The sequence below is a fragment of the Neoroseomonas rubea genome (genome assembly GCF_016106015.1).
Classification (GTDB): Bacteria; Pseudomonadota; Alphaproteobacteria; order Acetobacterales; family Acetobacteraceae; genus Neoroseomonas; species Neoroseomonas rubea.
Genome location: NZ_JACADQ010000069.1, coordinates 1 through 16,235 on the forward strand (window position 1 = coordinate 1; position 16,235 = coordinate 16,235).

At 71.0% G+C, this 16,235-nt stretch carries 19 protein-coding genes and 1 riboswitch; of the genes, 8 read left to right on the forward strand and 11 right to left on the reverse strand.

Annotated features, from left to right (window positions below; genetic code table 11):
* The first annotated feature begins 262 nt into the window (after window positions 1-262).
* Genes aspS through HW577_RS09665 form a run of 3 tightly spaced genes read left to right on the forward strand, consistent with a single transcriptional unit; the run spans window position 263 to window position 3,163 of the window.
* Complete coding sequence (gene aspS / locus HW577_RS09655) at window positions 263-2,065, forward strand: aspartate--tRNA ligase (RefSeq protein WP_198375932.1); 1,803 nt, start codon at window positions 263-265, stop codon at window positions 2,063-2,065.
* Window positions 2,066-2,099: 34 nt separating this feature from the next.
* Window positions 2,100-2,951 (forward strand): EipB family protein, encoded by an 852-nt coding sequence (locus HW577_RS09660; RefSeq protein WP_232474805.1) that lies wholly within the window; start codon window positions 2,100-2,102, stop codon window positions 2,949-2,951.
* Window positions 2,945-3,163 (forward strand): hypothetical protein, encoded by a 219-nt coding sequence (locus tag HW577_RS09665; RefSeq protein WP_198375933.1) that lies wholly within the window; start codon window positions 2,945-2,947, stop codon window positions 3,161-3,163. The genes HW577_RS09660 and HW577_RS09665 overlap by 7 nt, the downstream gene beginning before the upstream one ends.
* 6 nt (window positions 3,164-3,169) lie before the next feature.
* On the opposite strand, the gene HW577_RS09670 is transcribed toward HW577_RS09665, so the two are convergent.
* The gene (locus HW577_RS09670; protein WP_198375934.1) at window positions 3,170-4,744 is read right to left on the reverse strand and encodes an ABC transporter substrate-binding protein; all 1,575 of its coding nucleotides are present in this window, start codon (window positions 4,742-4,744) and stop codon (window positions 3,170-3,172) included.
* 78 nt (window positions 4,745-4,822) lie between these two features.
* A riboswitch (TPP riboswitch) is annotated at window positions 4,823-4,931 on the reverse strand.
* Between the two features lie 93 nt (window positions 4,932-5,024).
* On the opposite strand from HW577_RS09670, the gene HW577_RS09675 reads away from it, so the two are divergent.
* The 4 genes from HW577_RS09675 (at window position 5,025) to HW577_RS09685 (ending at window position 7,729) form a co-directional block, all read left to right on the forward strand.
* Window positions 5,025-6,560: a UxaA family hydrolase gene (locus HW577_RS09675; RefSeq protein WP_198375935.1), complete on the forward strand. Its 1,536-nt coding sequence runs from the start codon at window positions 5,025-5,027 to the stop codon at window positions 6,558-6,560.
* Window positions 6,561-6,696: 136 nt separating this feature from the next.
* A complete protein-coding gene (locus HW577_RS26865; protein ID WP_269769526.1) occupies window positions 6,697-6,822 on the forward strand; it encodes a hypothetical protein in 126 nt (41 codons plus the stop codon).
* Window positions 6,819-7,124 carry a hypothetical protein gene (locus HW577_RS09680; protein WP_198375936.1) on the forward strand — a complete coding sequence of 102 codons (306 nt, stop codon included), beginning with the start codon at window positions 6,819-6,821 and terminating at the stop codon, window positions 7,122-7,124. The genes HW577_RS26865 and HW577_RS09680 overlap by 4 nt, the downstream gene beginning before the upstream one ends.
* Window positions 7,106-7,729, forward strand: coding sequence for a class II aldolase/adducin family protein (locus HW577_RS09685; RefSeq protein ID WP_198375937.1), 624 nt, complete (start codon window positions 7,106-7,108; stop codon window positions 7,727-7,729). The genes HW577_RS09680 and HW577_RS09685 overlap by 19 nt, the downstream gene beginning before the upstream one ends.
* A gap of 7 nt (window positions 7,730-7,736) precedes the next feature.
* On the opposite strand, the gene HW577_RS09690 is transcribed toward HW577_RS09685, so the two are convergent.
* The 9 genes from HW577_RS09690 to HW577_RS09730 all read right to left on the reverse strand — a co-directional run bounded on the left by HW577_RS09690 (window position 7,737) and on the right by HW577_RS09730 (window position 14,492).
* Complete coding sequence (locus HW577_RS09690; protein ID WP_198375938.1) at window positions 7,737-8,321, reverse strand: pyridoxamine 5'-phosphate oxidase family protein; 585 nt, start codon at window positions 8,319-8,321, stop codon at window positions 7,737-7,739.
* A gap of 94 nt (window positions 8,322-8,415) precedes the next feature.
* Window positions 8,416-8,730 (reverse strand): YdhR family protein, encoded by a 315-nt coding sequence (locus tag HW577_RS26870; protein ID WP_332837598.1) that lies wholly within the window; start codon window positions 8,728-8,730, stop codon window positions 8,416-8,418.
* Window positions 8,727-9,200: a lysozyme inhibitor LprI family protein gene (locus tag HW577_RS09700; protein ID WP_198375939.1), complete on the reverse strand. Its 474-nt coding sequence runs from the start codon at window positions 9,198-9,200 to the stop codon at window positions 8,727-8,729. Before HW577_RS09700 ends, HW577_RS26870 begins: the two co-directional genes overlap by 4 nt.
* The gene (locus HW577_RS09705; protein WP_198375940.1) at window positions 9,197-10,045 is read right to left on the reverse strand and encodes a fumarylacetoacetate hydrolase family protein; all 849 of its coding nucleotides are present in this window, start codon (window positions 10,043-10,045) and stop codon (window positions 9,197-9,199) included. The genes HW577_RS09700 and HW577_RS09705 overlap by 4 nt, the downstream gene beginning before the upstream one ends.
* Window positions 10,046-10,126: 81 nt before the next feature.
* Entirely contained in the window at window positions 10,127-10,366 is a 240-nt protein-coding gene (locus HW577_RS09710; RefSeq protein WP_198375941.1) for a hypothetical protein, read from the reverse strand.
* A 36-nt stretch (window positions 10,367-10,402) separates the two neighbouring features.
* Window positions 10,403-11,152: an SDR family oxidoreductase gene (locus HW577_RS09715; RefSeq protein ID WP_198375942.1), complete on the reverse strand. Its 750-nt coding sequence runs from the start codon at window positions 11,150-11,152 to the stop codon at window positions 10,403-10,405.
* 10 nt (window positions 11,153-11,162) lie between these two features.
* On the reverse strand, window positions 11,163-12,953 hold the full coding sequence (locus HW577_RS09720) for an IlvD/Edd family dehydratase (RefSeq protein ID WP_198375943.1): 1,791 nt from the start codon (window positions 12,951-12,953) through the stop codon (window positions 11,163-11,165).
* Between the two features lie 83 nt (window positions 12,954-13,036).
* A complete protein-coding gene (locus HW577_RS09725) occupies window positions 13,037-13,369 on the reverse strand; it encodes a hypothetical protein (RefSeq protein WP_198375944.1) in 333 nt (110 codons plus the stop codon).
* Between the two features lie 79 nt (window positions 13,370-13,448).
* Window positions 13,449-14,492, reverse strand: a complete 1,044-nt coding sequence (locus HW577_RS09730) for an alpha/beta hydrolase (protein ID WP_198375945.1) — start codon at window positions 14,490-14,492, stop codon at window positions 13,449-13,451.
* A gap of 42 nt (window positions 14,493-14,534) precedes the next feature.
* Here HW577_RS09730 and HW577_RS09735 point away from each other — a divergent pair, with 42 nt between their 5' ends.
* Window positions 14,535-15,965: an MATE family efflux transporter gene (locus HW577_RS09735; RefSeq protein WP_332837600.1), complete on the forward strand. Its 1,431-nt coding sequence runs from the start codon at window positions 14,535-14,537 to the stop codon at window positions 15,963-15,965.
* Here the strand turns inward: HW577_RS09735 and HW577_RS09740 are convergent.
* On the reverse strand, window positions 15,957-16,235 hold a 279-nt coding region (locus tag HW577_RS09740), incomplete at its 5' end, for an acyl-CoA dehydrogenase family protein (RefSeq protein WP_232474806.1). The genes HW577_RS09735 and HW577_RS09740 overlap by 9 nt on opposite strands.

Sequence of the window (16,235 nt, forward strand, 5' to 3'; positions counted from 1 at the left end):
ATGTTCTTGCGATCTGCGCGGGCCGGCCGCCCGGTCGCGCCCCGCGCGCGAGGGCGGGGAATTTGTCCGAAACCTGCATGGCGCGGAAAGCCGCCCCGCCCGCGTCGCCCCACCCCGCCAGCCGCCCGCCCGCCATGGCGGGGAATTTGTCCGAAACGCGCATGTCACGGAAAAGGCCGCCCTTCCGGGCGCCACGCTTGACAGCCCAGGCCCTCTCGGTCCCTCTGCGCGGCCTTCCATCCCAGACCACGGTTGCCAGCCCATGCACGCCTACCGCACCCATACCTGCGCGGCGCTCCGCGCCTCCGACGCCGGCAAGACCGTGCGCATCTCCGGCTGGGTGCACCGCAAGCGCGACCATGGCGGCGTGCTGTTCGTGGACCTCCGCGACCATTACGGCCTGACGCAATGCGTCGTCGCGGCGGGGTCGCCCCTGCTGCCGACGCTCGAGGAGACCCGCCCCGAAAGCGTGGTGACCATCACCGGCGAGGTGGTGCTGCGCGAACCCGGCACGGTGAACCCCCGCCTGCCGACCGGGGAGATCGAGCTCCGCGTGCGGGAAGTGGTGATCCAGTCCGCCGCCGAGCAGCTGCCCATCCAGGTGGCCGGGGAACAGGAATTCCCCGAGGACCTGCGCCTGCGCTACCGCTTCCTCGACCTGCGGCGCGAACGGCAGCACCGCAACATCATGCTGCGCGCGGGGGTCATCGCCTCCATCCGCCGGCGCATGATCGAGCAGGGCTTCACCGAGTTCCAGACGCCGATCCTGACGGCCTCCAGCCCGGAAGGGGCGCGCGACTTCCTCGTCCCCGCGCGCAACCATCCGGGCAAGTTCTACGCGCTGCCGCAGGCGCCGCAGCAGTTCAAGCAGCTGGCGATGGTCGCGGGCTTCGACCGCTACTTCCAGATCGCCCCCTGCTTCCGCGACGAGGCCTCGCGCGCCGACCGATCCCCCGGGGAGTTCTACCAGCTCGACTTCGAGATGAGCTTCGTCACGCAGGAAGACGTCTTCGCCGCGATCGAGCCGGTGATCGCCGGGGTGTTCGAGGAGTTCGCGGGCGATCGGAAAGTGTACGGCGCGCCCTTCCCGCGCATCGCCTACGACACGGCGATGCTGGAATATGGGTCGGACAAGCCGGACCTGCGCAACCCGCTGAAGATCACCGATGTCACCGCGCACTTCGCCGGCTCGGGCTTCGGGCTGTTCGCGAAGATCGCCGCCGCGGGCGGCATCGTGCGCGCCATCCCCGCGCCGGGGGCGGCCGACAAGCCGCGCGGCTTCTTCGACAAGCTGAACGAATGGGCGCGGGCCGAAGGCGCGGGCGGCCTCGGCTACATCCAGTTCGCCGCGGATGGCGCCAAGGGCCCGATCGCGAAGAACCTCGAGGCCGACCGCGTGGAGGCGATCCGCGCCGCCTGCGGCCTGAACCCCGGCGACGCGGTGTTCTTCGCCGCCGGCAAGAAGGACGAGGCGCCGAAGTTCGCGGGCAAGGTCCGCACGCGGCTCGGCGAGGAGCTCGACCTGATCGCCCAGAAGGAATTCCGCTTCTGCTGGATCGTCGACTTCCCGATGTACGAGCTGAACGAGGAGACGGGGCAGATCGACTTCAGCCACAACCCCTTCAGCATGCCGCAGGGCGGGCTCGAGGCGCTGAACACGATGAACCCCTTGGACATCAAGGCGTTCCAGTACGACATCGTCTGCAACGGCGTGGAACTGAGCAGCGGCGCGATCCGCAACCACCGCCCGGAGATCATGATCCGCGCCTTCGAGATCGCCGGCTACACCGCCCAGGATGTCGAGGACCGCTTCGGGGGGATGCTGAACGCCTTCCGCTACGGCGCGCCCCCGCATGGCGGCTCGGCGCCGGGGATCGACCGGATCGTGATGTTGCTGGCCGAGGAGCCTAACATCCGCGAGGTCATCCTCTTCCCCCTGAACCAGCAGGGGGAGGACCTGATGATGCAGGCGCCCGCGCCGGTGCCGCCCGCCAGGCTCAAGGAATTGCACATCCGGCTCGACCTGCCCCCCGCGAAGGGTGCGGAGAAGCCCAAGGCACCCTAAGTTGGTATCCGTGCCGGACAGCCAGGAGACCAAGATGCGGCTTCGCCTCGCCACCGCCCTGCTCACCGGCCTGGTCCTGGCCGGGCCGGGCCATGCGCAGGCGCCGGCCGCCGCGACCCCGGTGCCGATGGACCGGCAGATCGGGGCGGAACACCTCGCGGCGCATCGCGCGGCCTATCGGCTCAGCCTGTCCAATGCGCGGGAGGCCGGGAACATCGCCAGCGCCAACGGCGCCATGGCCTATGAGGTGCTCGATGCCTGCGACGGCTGGACGACGCGGCAGCGCTTCTCCCTGACCATCACGGACCGGGAGGGGACGGAACTCGAAACCGCCTCCGACTACGCCACCTTCGAAAGCCGCGACGGCCGCCGGCTGCGCTTCACCCTGACGCAGATGACGCAAGGCGCCGTCACCAGCCGCGTGGCGGGGGAGGCCGAGTTGCAGGCCGATGGCTCGGGCGTGGTCCGCTACTCGGAACCCGAGGCGAAGGAGGAGAGGCTGCCGCCGGGGACGATGCTGCCGAACCGGCACACCATCCTCGCGCTGAACGCGGCGCGGGGCGGGCAACGCCTGCTGGTCGGGCCGCTGTTCGACGGCACCTCGGCCGATGGGGTGCAGGACAGCACGACGGTGATGTCCGCCTGGGACGGCCCGCGGGAGGTGGCGGAATTCCCGTCCCTCTCGCCGCTGGGGTCCGTGCGCATGCGCATCGCCTTCTTCGACCGCGACGCGCAGCAGCAGAGCGGCGGCGCGACGACGCCGTCCTACGAGGTCTCGCTGCGCTACTGGGAGAACGGCATCGCCGACCAGCTCACCATGGATTTCCGCGAATTCGTGGTGGAGGGCCGGATGGTGAAGCTGGAAGCGGTGCCCGGCGGGTGCTGAGCGACCCGGCCGTCCTGGCTGCTCTCGCGCGCGCCTGGCGTCGCGGGCAGGAGGAGATGCGGGCGGCCGCGATCGACGCGGCGCGCATCGTCGCGGTCACGGCCGGGGAGGAAAAGGGCGCCATCGCCGCCGCCCGCGCCGACGGGGCGCTCGCAGCCGAGAAGGCGATCCGCGGCCTGCCGCTCCGCCCCTTCGACGCCGGGGAAGGCTGAGCCAGGCTACCCCCGGCGAAGGTTCCACACGAAGGGGTTCGGCCCCTGCAGCACGCCGGTGAGGTCGCTGCGGAAGGCCGTGCGCAGGCGGAACAGGCCGGTCGGCGCGAAGGGCACCGCCTCCCACGCCAGATCCTGCACGCGGCGCATCGCTGCCTGCTGGGCCTCGGCCGTCGGGGCGTCGATCCAGGCCTGCACCTGTTCCTCCACGCCTGCATCCGACGGCCAGCCGAACCAGGCGCGGTCCCCATGCATGCGGATGATGGGCGAGAGCGCCGGGTTGGCGATGCCGGCCGCGGGGAAGTTGGTGTTGTGCAGGTTCCACCCGCCCTGCGCCGGCGGGTTGCGGTTGGCGCGGCGCGCGATGGTGGTGGCCCAGTCGGCCTCGACCAGCTGGATGTTCACGCCGAGCCGGCGCATCAGGTCCGCGGTGACGCGGCCCTGCATCGTCACCGCCGCGAAGTCGGTCGGGTTCACGTGCACGATGGGCTCGCCATTGTAGCCCGCCTCCCGAAGCGCGGCGCGGGCGCGGTCCATCGCCGCGGCGCCGCGCGGTGCGGCGGGGAACTCCGTCACGCCGGGCAGGCCGCAGGGGAACATGGCATGGCATTCCCGCCAGTCCCCTTCCAGCGCGACGGCCGACATGAAGTCCGGCTGCACCAGCGCGTCGCGGATGGCGCGGCGCACGCGCACATCGTCGAACGGCTTGTGCAGGTGGTTGAAGCGGAGGAAGCCGAGGAAGCCGTTCGGATCGTAGACCTGCGTCGTGATGCCGCGCTCCCGCTGCAGCACCGGCACCAGGTCGGGCAGCGGGTATTCGATCCAGTCGATCTCCCCGGTGCGGAGCGCGGCGACGGCGGTGCCGCCATCGGGGATCCAGGTGAGTTCCAGCCGGTCGAAATGCACGCGCTTGCCGCCCGCGGCCGCGTCGGCGGGTTCGTCGCGCGGGACGTAGCGCTCGTTCCGCGCATAGACCGCGCGGCTGCCCGCGCTGAACTCGCCCGGGACGAAGGTCCAGGGGCCGGAGCCGACCATCTCCGTGATCGCACGGTCGGCGGGTGTCGCGGCAAGCCGCTCCGGCATCATGAAGCAGGGGGAGGCGGCGGGCTTGGCCAGCGCGTCGAGCAGCGCGGGGAAGGGGCGGCGCAGGCGGAAGGTGAGGGTGCGGTCATCGGTCGCGGCGATCTCGGCCACCGCGCCCATCATCACCTGGCCGAAGGCGTCCCGCACCGCCCAGCGGCGGATCGAGGCGACGCAGTCCTTCGCGCGCACCGGTTCGCCGTCGTGGAAGAACAGCCCCTCCCGCAGGCGGATCGTCCAGGTCAGGCCGTCGGCGGAGGTCTCATGCCCCTGCGCCATCTGCGGGCGCGGGCGCAGCGCGCGGTCGGCGCCATAGAGCGTGTCGAACACGCAGTAGCCATGCGTCGTGACGATGGTCGTCGGGTTGAAGATGGGGTCGAGCACCGCGAGGGCGGCCTGCGGCATGAAGCGCAGTGTGCGTGCGCGCGCCGTCTGGGCGGATGCGGCGCGCGCGAAGGACGCGGCGGCGGTGGCGGCGAGCAGCGTGCGGCGGTCCAACATCGTTCCCTCCATGGCCGGCGGAGGGACGGGGGCCCGCGCAGCGCCGCGCGTGTCCCCCGGCGGGGGCTGAACGCGCGGACGAACGGGTGGCACCGTTCCCTACACCGGTCCGAACCGGATCAGGTTCCATGGGTCGCGGGTGAAGCCCGCCTCTCAGCCCCCGGACGGGGCTCCCCAAGGTGTCCGCGCGTTGGATGCACCGCTTCGGCGCCGCGCGCAAGCGGGGATGCGCGGCGCGGCGGCTCGGCTAGGATGCCTGCTACCTGAGGAGGAACGACCGATGGTGACGACGACGCTGCCGCCCGTGATCCGCCTGCACCCCGAGGATGGCGTGGTTATCGCGCGCACCGTGCTCGCGCCGGGGACCGAGGTGGCACCCGGCATCAGCGTGGGCGAACGCCGCATCCCCGCCGGCCACAAGGTCGCGGTGCGGCCGCATGCGAAGGGCGAGCCGATCCGCCGCTACGGCCAGATCATCGGCTTCGCGACGGATGCGATCGCGCCGGGCGCCTGGGTGCACACCCACAATTGCGAAATGGGCGACTTCGCCCGTGACTATGCCTGGGGCGTGGATGCGAAGCCGACGGACTACGTCGACGTGCCCGCGACCTTCATGGGCATCCGCCGCGCCGATGGGCGCGTGGCGACGCGCAACTACATCGGCATCGTCACCTCCGTGAACTGCTCGGCGCATGTGGCCGAACTCATCGCGCGGCAGTTCGAGCGCAACCCGATCACCGGGCATGACCCGCTGGAAGCCTGGCCGAATGTCGATGGCGTGGTGGCGCTGACGCACAAGACCGGCTGCGGCATGACGATGGACGAGCCGCTGCGCGTGCTGCGCCGCACGCTCGCCGGCTTCGCGCGGCATGCCAACTTCTCCCACGTCATCGCCATCGGCCTGGGCTGCGAGGTCAACCAGCTCGGCCCGATGCTGGAGGAACAGAAGCTCACCGGGCGGCTGCGCAGCATGGACATCCAGGACAGCGGCGGGTCGCGATCGACCGTGCTGAAGGGGATGGACTTTGTCCGTGAGGTACTGGCCGAATCGAACACGGCGACGCGCGTGCCGGTGCCGGCTTCCGAACTCTGCGTCGCGCTGCAATGCGGCGGATCGGACGGTTATTCGGGCATCACGGCGAATCCCGCCCTCGGCGCGGCGAGCGACCTCGTCGTGCGGCATGGCGGCACGGTGATCCTCTCCGAGAGCCCCGAGACCTATGGCGCGGAACACCTGCTGACGCGCCGCGCGGTGTCGCGCGAGGTCGGGCAGAAGCTGGTGGACGTGATGCAGTGGTGGGAGGCGTACACCGCGCGCCAGGGTGCGGAGATGAACGCCAACCCGTCGCCGGGCAACAAGGCGGGCGGGCTGACCACCATCCTGGAGAAGTCGCTGGGTGCCATGGCCAAGGCCGGCACGACGAACCTCGTCGAGGTCTATCGCTATGCCGAGCCCGTCACGGCGAAGGGCTTCGTCTTCATGGACACGCCGGGCTACGACCCGGTGGGCGCGACGGGCCAGGTGGCGGGCGGAGCGAACCTGGTGTGTTTCACCACCGGCCGCGGCAGCGTCTTCGGGATGAAGCCGGCGCCGTCGATCAAGCTCGCGACCAACACCGCGATGCATGAACGCCTGTCGGAAGACATGGACATCAATTGCGGGGAGATCGTCAGCGGCGGGGAGAGCGTGGAGGCCTGCGGACAGCGCATCTTCGAGCTGATGCTGCGCACGGCCTCGGGCGAGCCCACGAAGAGCGAGGCGATGGGCTTCGGCGCGCAGGAATTCGCGCCCTGGGTGCTGGGGGCGACGATGTGACTACGCTGCTCCAGGCCTTGGTCGCGCTGCTCGGCCTTGTCACCGCCAGCCTGGCGGTGAGGCGCGGGTCGAAGGCCAGCGTGCAGTGCGCATTGGCGGGTCGCGGCAGCTGGTCAACGGCTGCGACTGATTCGTGATGTCGGACCGCGTGCAGGCGGCGGCACGCCCGCATATTCACCGGGTGCTGGCGCGATGGGGGCTGACGATGCTGTATCTGGTGCTGACCGGGTTGGCCGGCACTGCTGCGGATGCCGCGCGATGAGCGGCGAGGCGATCGTCGCTTGGTTCGCCTCGGTGCTCCCCTTTGTAGGCCATGGCGTGATGATTGCCGGCGTCGTCTGCGCCTTCGCAGCGGGCGTCTTCCAAATGCGTGCCACGCGAGCAGGCGCGCCGATGTCGAACATGAAGTTGTGGAACCCGGACCCGCTGCGTCCATGGCCACCGGACGCACGCCGCCACCTTGAGGCAGCCAGCATCTGGTGGGGGCGTGCCATCGGCCTGATCGCCCTGGGCGGCAGCCTGCGAATACTCGCGGAGGTTCCGACATGGATCGCTGGTCGCTGATCGCCGCCGCGCGGCGCCTCGAGGCCGCGAACTTCATGCCCTCGAAATCCGGCAACCTGTCGATCCGCGACAGCGATGGCTTCGTCATCACGCCCGCCGCGCTGCCCTATGCGGAAACCACCGAGGCCGACCTGGTGCGCGTGGCCGCCGACGGCACCGAGACGGGGCACCACCGCCCCTCCTCCGAATGGCAGCTCCACGCCGCCATCTACGCCGCGCGGCCGGATGCGCAGGCCGTGGTGCACACCCACAGCCCGCGCGCCACGGCCCTGTCCTGCGCGCGGCGCGGCATCCCGCCCTTCCACTACATGGTGCTGATGGCGGGCGGGGATGTGCGCTGCGCGGCGCACGCCACCTTCGGCACGGCGGCGCTGGCGGACAACGCCGTCGCCGCGCTGCGCGACCGGCGCGCCGCGCTTCTTGCGAACCACGGCGTGGTGACGGTCGGCGCGACGCTCGCCGCCGCCGTGGCGCTCGCCTTCGAGGTCGAGAACCTCGCCGGCCAGTATCTCGACCTGCTCGCGGCGGGGCTCGATCCTGTCCTGTTGACCGACGCCGAGCTCGCCGAGGCGCGCGCGCAGTTCGCCGGATACGGCCGCGGCTGAGGCAGGCTCACGCCTTCCGCGGCGGCACCACGTCGGCGAACATCTCGTAGGTCTTCCAGGCGGGCTCCACGCGCGGCACGCCGCAGCGCGGCACATGCGGCGCGGCTTCCATCACCCGCATGCGCGGGATGTTGCGCGGGCAGTTGGGGAAGATGTCGACCGGGGTCACGCGCACCAGCGCCTGCGCGCCCTCGAAGCCCGCCATCAGCGGGTCGTCCAGCGCCACCCGCGCCGTGCCGTTCACCCGCAGCCGGCGCGGCTTGTCCTCGAGCGCGATGAACAGCAGCCCGACATGCGGATTGGCGCGGATGTTCCCCAGGCTCTTGAACATCCCGTTGCCGTCATAGTCGGGAAAGACGAGCAGGTTGGGCGCGACCACGCGCGCCAACCCCGGATCGCCGCCCTTGAAGGAGCAGTCGGGGTGGCCATCCGCATCGGCGGTCGCGAGGAAGAAGAAGGACAGGGATGCGACGAAGGCCGCGTCCTCCTCGGTGAAGGCGGGCCGTCGGATGCGCTCTTCCATGCGGTCGGCCAGCGCGCGCGTGCCGAAGGCATCCTGAAGGTCCCGGTTGCCCTGATGGTACATGGCCATGGCTGGATCCTCCGCGCCCATGGGCAGAGGACGCGCATGGGCGCCGAGGCGGGAGGCTACGCCCGCCGCGATCCGGGCGCGAGCGAAAGCTGGGTCAGCCGACGGGGCCGCGCGTGATCGCGGTCAGCGGCCCGTTGAAGGTCCGGTAGGTCGCCTCGATCCCCGTGATCCCGGCCTTGGTCAGTCGCGCGGCGTGCTTGGCGTGATAGGCTTCCGCCGCCGCGCGGGAGCGGAACAGGTAGATGCCGCCGGCGCGCTTCTCCTCGGCCGATTCCGTCCAGATCTTCCACAGAAGATCGGGCTCGGCGGCGATGTCCTCGGCCAGCGCGCGGATCGCCGCGGCCTGCTCCGGCCCGCCGGGCGGGCGGGCCGGGAAGTCGAAGATCACAAGTGTCGGCGTGTCGGTCACCGGCGCTGCTGCTGCTGCTGCTGCTGCGGGCGCGGCGGCGGCGGGGGTTCGAGCGCGCGCTCGATCTCGACCGTCCGGCCGACATCGAACTGCAGCAGGCAGGCGGCGCGGTCGGCCGCGGCATCGGCGCCGCGCTCGGGATTCGTGCCGGCGAAGTCGCAGCGCCGGTCGCGATAGGCGGCCCAGGAGTCCTGCACGCCGGCAAGCGCGGCGCGCCGCGCAGGGTCGGACTGTGTTTCCAGCAGCCGTTCCACTGCGCGGGCAAGACGCGGGGCGACCGCCGCGCGCTGCCCGTCCATGCAGGACCGGGCAAGCCCCGTATCCTGGGAGTTGCCCATGCAGGTGCGCATGTTGCGTTCCACCTGCGCGCCAAGATCATCCTGCCGCGGCGCCTGCTGGCGCTGCTGCTGCTGGGCGAGGGCGAGGCCCGGCGCGAGCACCACCAGGCCGATCAGCGCCGCGCGGATCATGGGGAGGCCACCAGCTTCTGCTGCTGCTCCCCAAGCCCGGCGATGCCGAGGCGCATCGCCTGCCCCGCCTTGAGGAAGACGGGAGAGGGCTTCTTGCCCAGCCCCACGCCCGGCGGCGTGCCGGTGAAGATCACGTCGCCCGGGTTGAGCGTGATGCACTGGCTGACATAGGCGATGATCTGCTTGACGCCGAAGATCATGGTGCGCGTCGAGCCATCCTGCTGGCGCACGCCGTCCACGTCGCAGAACATCGAAAGGTTCTGCGGATCGGGGATCTCGTCCTTCGTGACCAGCCAGGGGCCGAGCGGGCCGAAGGTGTCGAAACCCTTGCCCTTGTCCCAGGCGCCGCCGCGTTCGGCCTGCCATTCGCGTTCCGACACGTCGTTGCCGACGGCATAGCCGGCGACGTGGTCGAGCGCGTTCTCCTCGCTCACATACTTCGCGCGCGTGCCGATGATGACGGCGAGTTCGACTTCCCAGTCGGTCTTCACGCTGTTGCGGGGAATGACGACGTCGTCATTCGGCCCCGACAGCGCGTTGAGCGACTTGAGGAACACGATCGGTTCCTTGGGAATCGGCGCGCCTGTCTCTGCCGCGTGGTCGGCGTAGTTCAGGCCGATGCAGACGAGGTTCTTCATCCCCGTCACCGGCGGACCCAGGCGTGGCGTGCCGCCGACCTTTGGCAGCGAGGCTGGGTCGAGTGCCGCGATGCGCGCAAGGGAGGCGGGCGACAGCGCATCGCCCGCAATGTCCGGGATCACGCCGGAAAGGTCGCGGATCGCGCCTTCGGAATCGAGAAGGCCCGGCTTTTCAGCCCCGGGCGGTCCGTAGCGCAGCAGTTTCATCTTGGTGTTCCTGGCTGTGGTCCTGGCGGACCAACATGCCAGGGGAAGGCCGCGGCCGGAAGGGCCGCGGCCGGTGCCGGGTCAGACCCGCCGTGGCGCCCCGCGCACATGGCCGAACAGCGCGAAGCCGGCGGCGACGAAGCCGAGGGCAACCGCCTGGTTCGCCGGCAACATGATCGTGCCGTTCCAGATCAGCAGGCCGACCAGCATGCAGATGGAGCCGAGCGTCATGAAGGCGGGCATCGCCGCTTCATCCACCATGCCCGCCAGCACGACGGCACCCATCATCGCCAGCAGTGGCACGGCAAGTTCAAACCCCATGGACATAGGCCTCCTTTGCGAAACGGCGTCTCATACTCACAAGGTCCAGCCGCCGTCTATGACGATGGCCTGGCCGGTGACGAAGGCGCTCTCATCCGCCGCCAGGTAGACGACCAGGGCGGCCATCTCCTCGGCGGTGGCGAGGCGCCCCATGGCCTGGCGGGCGACGAAGGCGGCGCGCGCCGCCTCGGCCGAGCCCGCGGCGGCGGCATTGGCCGCGATGCGCTCATGCAGGGAAGGGGTGTCCACCGTGCCGGGGCAAAGGCAGTTGCAGCGGATGCCCTGGCCGACATAGTCGGTCGCGATGGACTTGGTCAGGCCGATCACGGCCGCCTTGGTGGTGCCGTACAGGAAGCGGTTCGGCGCGCCCTTCACCGAGGAACAGGCGCTCGACATGTTGACGATGCTGCCGCGCTTGCGTTCCAGCATGCCGGGGATGAAGGCGCGCGCCACCTTCCACATGGCGCGCACGTTCAGGCCGAAGCCGAAATCCCATTCCTCGTCCGTGCAGGTGAGGATGGAGTTCTGGTGGACGAAGCCCGCACAGTTGAACAGCACGTCGATCGGGCCGGCTTCCCTGGCCGCGCGCTCGACCGCGGCGTCGTCGAGCACATCGAGCGGCAGGTGCGTGATGCCGCGCGCGCCGAGGTCGCCGACCTTGTGCGCATCCCGGTCGGTCGCGATCACGGTGGCACCCTCGGCGGCCATCATCAGGGCGGCGGCGCGGCCGATCCCCTGGCCCGCGGCGGTGACGAAGCAGCGCTTCCCGGCAAGGCGTCCCGTCATCGGCGGTCCTTCAGTGGTTGTGGCGGCTCTCGCCGCGCGTCTCGAGGATGTTGAGGAAGAGCGTCGCGGGCTCGAGGCAGCCGCCGGTGCCGAGGCTGCCGACCATGCTGCGGTAGATCTGTTCCCACGGCGTCTTGTCCACCAGCTCCGGAGTCTTCCAGGCCGCCCGCCGCGCGGCGAGTTCCTCGGCCGGGATCAGCACGTCCACCTTGCGGCTGCGCAGGTCGATGCGGATCGGGTCGCCATCCTTCAGCAGCGCGAGGCCGCCACCCACCGCCGCTTCCGGCGAGACGTTGAGGATGGAGGGCGAGCCCGAGGTGCCGGACTGCCGCCCATCCCCCATGGTCGGCAGCGCCGTGACGCCCCGCTTCAGAAGGGATGCGGGCGGCTGCATGTTCACCACCTCCGCGGCACCCGGATAGCCGACTGGGCCGCAGTTGCGGATGACGAGGACGGTCTTGTCGTCGATGCCGAGCGCCGGGTCCTCGATGCGCGCGTGGTAGTCCTCCGGCCCCTCAAAGACCGCGACCTTGCCTTCGAACACGTCGGGCGGGTCGGACAGGAAGCGGTCGCGGAACGCCTTGTCGATGACGCTGATCTTCATCACCGCGTTGTCGAACAGGTTGCCCGATAGCACGACGAAGCCCGCGCGCTCCTTCATGGGCTTCGCGAGCGGGCGGATCACCTCGGGGTCGGGCGCGGGGACATTGGCGAGGTTCTCGGCGAGGGTCCTGCCCGTCACGGTCATCACATCCCCATGCAGCAGCCCGGCATCGAGCAGCTGCTTCATCACGGCGGGCACGCCGCCGGCGCGGTAGAAGGCTTCCCCCAGGAAGCGGCCGGCCGGCTGGCAATCCACCAGCAACGGGATGTCAGCGCCGACGCGCTGCCAGTCCTCGACCGTATGATCCACGCCCATGTGCCGCGCGACGGCGACCATGTGGACCGGGCAGTTCGACGAAGCGCCGATCGCCGAGGCCACCGCGACGGCATTCTCGAAGGCCTTCTTCGTCATGATGTCGGAGGGGCGGAGGTTCTCCTCCACCATCCGCACGATGCGGCGCCCGGTCTCGTAGGCGATCTGCGCGCGCTGGCGGTAGGGGCCGGGGATGGCGGCGCAGCCGGTGAGCGACATGCCGACCGCCTCGGCCAGGGAGTTCATCGACAGCGCCGTGCCCATGGTCGAGCAATGGCCGACGCTGGTCGCACTCGCCGCCACCATCTCGATGAAGGTGTCGTTGTCGATCTCGCCTGCGGCGAGCATCTTGCGCGCTTCCCAGACGATGGTGCCCGACCCCGCGAGGCGCCCCTTCCACCATCCGTCCAGCATCGGCCCGCCGGACAGGCCGATCGCCGGGATGTTGACGGTCGCCGCCCCCATCAGCTGTGCCGGCGTGGTCTTGTCGCAGCCCATGGTCAGCACGACGCCGTCCATCGGGTAGCCGTGCAGGATCTCGACGAGCGAGAGGTATTGCAGGTTGCGATCGAGCGCGGCGGTCGGGCGCTTCAGCGTCTCCTGGATCGGATGCACCGGGAATTCGAGCGGCACGCCGCCCGCGTCGCGGATGCCGGCCTTCACCCGTTCGGCCAGCGCGATGTGATGGCGGTTGCAGGGCGCGATGTCCGAACCGGTCTGGGCGATGCCGATGATCGGCCGCCCCGACTGCAGTTCGGCCCGCGTCATGCCGAAGTTCAGCATGCGCTCGACATAGAGCGAGGTCATGCCCGGGTCGGTCGGGTCGTCGAACCAGCGCTGGCTGCGCAGCCGGAAGGGCCGCCTGGTCTGGTCCTGGTCTGCCATCTGCGCTTCCCCCGGGTACGAACAGTGGCAGGAAGCGTGGTTTGTCGGCGCCCGGGCTGTCAACGCCCAGGCGCCGGCGCGCGTCAGGGGTAGTTGATGTCGGTCAGGTTGCAGGTGTTGACCTGCATGCGCTCGATCGCGCGGCCGCCTTCGACGACGATGCGGATGTCGTTGGTGCACTGGCCGTCGGGCAGGCGGACGACGAAGGTCTGGCCGGGCGGCAGCACATTCGCGCCGAGCAGGTCGCGGCCCCAGTTCTGGTCCTGGGAGGAGGAGACATAGAGCTCCATGATCGTCTGGTTCGACCGGTTGTTCAGCCGGAAGGAGGGGTCGGTGGTCTGCGCGGCGGCAGCACCGGCGAGGCCGAGGCCGAGCGCGCCCGCGGCGCAGGCGACGAGAAAGCGGCGATGAAGCATGTGCGATGTTCCATGGTGGCCGCCGGGTCGGCGGCGCCCCAGGACTCGCACGCTTCTCCTTGCGCGACCATGAATGTTTTCAGGCCGCGGCCGCTTCCTCGAGGAAGCCCTGCACCGTCTGGAACAGCGCGCCGCGGTTGCGCTCCATCAGGATGGTGTGCGTACCTTCGGCCAGCATGACCAGGCGCTTGCCCGGGCTGTTGGTCAGCAGCGGGAAGATCGCCGTCGCCATGGAAGGCGGCGTGTCGCGGTCCCATTCCGCAACCACCAGCAGTGTGGGCGCGGTGACCTTGGCCGGGTCCCAGTAGGGCCGGCCGGCCTGGGCGTATTCGCGGCTGTCGAGCAGCACGCCGTTCGGCGCGCGAAGGACCGAAGGGTTGCGCCGCAGACCGTCCGGGTCGGTCGCCCAGGTGACGCCGGCCCAGTGTTCGAACCAGCCGGGCGGGATCAGGCCGGCGCGCTTGGCTTCCGGCACGCCGTTCATCCAGCGTTCCCGCGCCTGGGCCTGCGTCACGGTCCGCCACGCGCCGAGGGTCGCACCGGCGGTCGCGGCCGCGGGGCTCGCCCCTTCGCGCAGCCAGGGCGGCGCGAACAGGATCAGGCGTTCCACCTGCGACGGGTTGTCGGCGGCGAAGCGGCCCATCAGCGTGCTGCCCCAGGACCAGCCCATGTGCACGATGCGCGGCAGCCCGCGATGGGCGCGGATGAAGGCCGCAACGGCCGAGATGTCGGCCACCGCCGTGTCGCCGCGCACGATCGGCGGATTGGCCTCGGCCGGCTGCGCCATCTCGGGCGGGCGGGTCGAGCGGCCATAGCCGCGGATGTCCATGCACCAGACGTCGAAGCCGCGCCCGGCGATGTAGTCCATCCAGGACAGCCCGCCGAGTGGCAGGTCGAAGGCGGTGTGCGCCGGATAGGTCGCGCCGTGCACGAACAGGATGCTGCGCCCCGGCGCGAAGGTGGTCATCGATTCGGGCCGCTTGTTGCGGACGAAGAGTTCGATGCCAGGGTCGCCGCTCGGCACCATGAATTCCTCGGTGGCGAGGGATGGCGCCTGGGCGGCGGCGGTGCTTGCCAGGATGGGCGCGGCAAGCGGGGTGGCGATCAGGGCACGACGGTGCATGGCGGCCTCGTCTCGGATTCGGCGCCATAGATAGCGCGCAAGGTGGCGGCGCGCACCGTGCCGCACTACAGGGGCGGCATGGAAGCCGGGAACATCGCCGCGACGGGACCCCCGCCGCGCCGCGCGGGCTGGCGCGCCGAAGCGGCGGCGACGCTGCTGCTCGCCTGGCCGCTCGTGCTGACGAACCTGTCCCAGATGGCGATGGCGGTGACCGAGACGCTGCTGCTCGGTCGCGTGGGGACCGAGGCGATGGCCGCCGGCATGCTGGGGTCGAGCCTGTATTTCGCCGTGATCGCCCCGGCCTTCGGGCTTGCCCTCGCCGCCGCGCCGCTGCTCGCCCTCGCGCGCGGGGAGGGCCGGCGGGGCCACGGGGCGGGGCGGGGTTGGGTGCGGGAGATGCGACGGTCCTTGCGCGCGGCGCTCTGGGCCTGCGCCCTCGCGTCGCTGCCATCGGGCCTGCTGCTGTGGCATGCCGGGGCGCTGCTGGTGGCCACGGGGCAGGACCCGGCGCTGGCGGCGCTCGCGCAGGATTACACGCGCGCGGCGCTGTGGAGCCTGCCGGGCTTTTGCGCCTTCGTCGTGCTGCGCGGCTTCCTTGCGGCGATGGAGCGGCCGGCGGCGGCGATGTGGATCGCGCTTGCCGGCGTGGTGCTGAACATCCCCATCGCCTGGGCGCTGATCGTGCCGGCGGGGCTCGGCGTGACGGGCGCGGGCATCGCCGCGACCATCGCGGATACGGGGATCTTCCTGGCGCTGCTTGCCGTGGTGGCGCGTGACCGGGTGTTCCGCCGCTTCCACCTGTTCGGGCGCATCTGGCGGCCGGACCCGCCGCGGCTCGGACGCGTCTTCGCCCTCGGCTTGCCCATCGCGGGGTCGATGCTGCTCGAGATCGGCGTCTTCACCGCCGCCGCGCTGGCGATGGGCTGGTTCGGCGCGGTCGCGGTCGCGGCCCATGCCATCGCGGTGCAGACCGCGGCCGTGACCTTCATGGTGCCGATGGGCATAAGCCAGGCGGCGACGGCGCGCGTCGGGCTCGCGCTGGGCGCGGGCGACAGGGCGGGTGCTGCGCTGGCGGGCTGGACCGCGATCGTGATCGGCGGCGGCTTCATGGCGACGATGGCCGCGGTGCTGGTCGTGGGCGCGGATGCGATCGCGGCCGCCTTCATCGACGCGGCCGATCCCTCGGCGGCGGAGGTGCGCGCGCTGGGTGCGACGCTGCTCGTCGTCGCGGGCGTGTTCCAACTGGTGGACGGCGTGCAGGTGGTGGCGGGCGGCGCGCTGCGGGGGCTGGCGGATACGCGCGTGCCGATGCTGTTCGCGGCGCTGGGCTATTGGGGCCTCGCCTTCCCGGCAGGGCTCGCGCTGGCCTGGTGGGCGGGGCTGGGGCCGATGGGGCTCTGGGTCGGGCTCGCGCTCGGGCTTGCGCTGGTTGCGGTGATGATGACGCTGCGCTGGCGGCGGCTGTCAGGCTGAGAACAGGCCGCGCGCCACCACCATCCGCTGGATCTCCGAGGTTCCATCCAGGATGCGCAGCAACCGCACATCCCGGTAGAGCCGCTCGATCGCGCTGCCGCGCATGTAGCCTTCCCCACCATGGACCTGCAGCACGCGGTCGGCGACGCGGCCGGCGGCCTCGGTCGCGAAGAGCTTCGCGGCGGCCGCATCGGCCGGGCGCAGCGCGCCCTCGTCCCGCGTGCGGGCGAGCTCGAGCGCCATGCAGCGCGCGGCCAGCGCCTCCGCCGC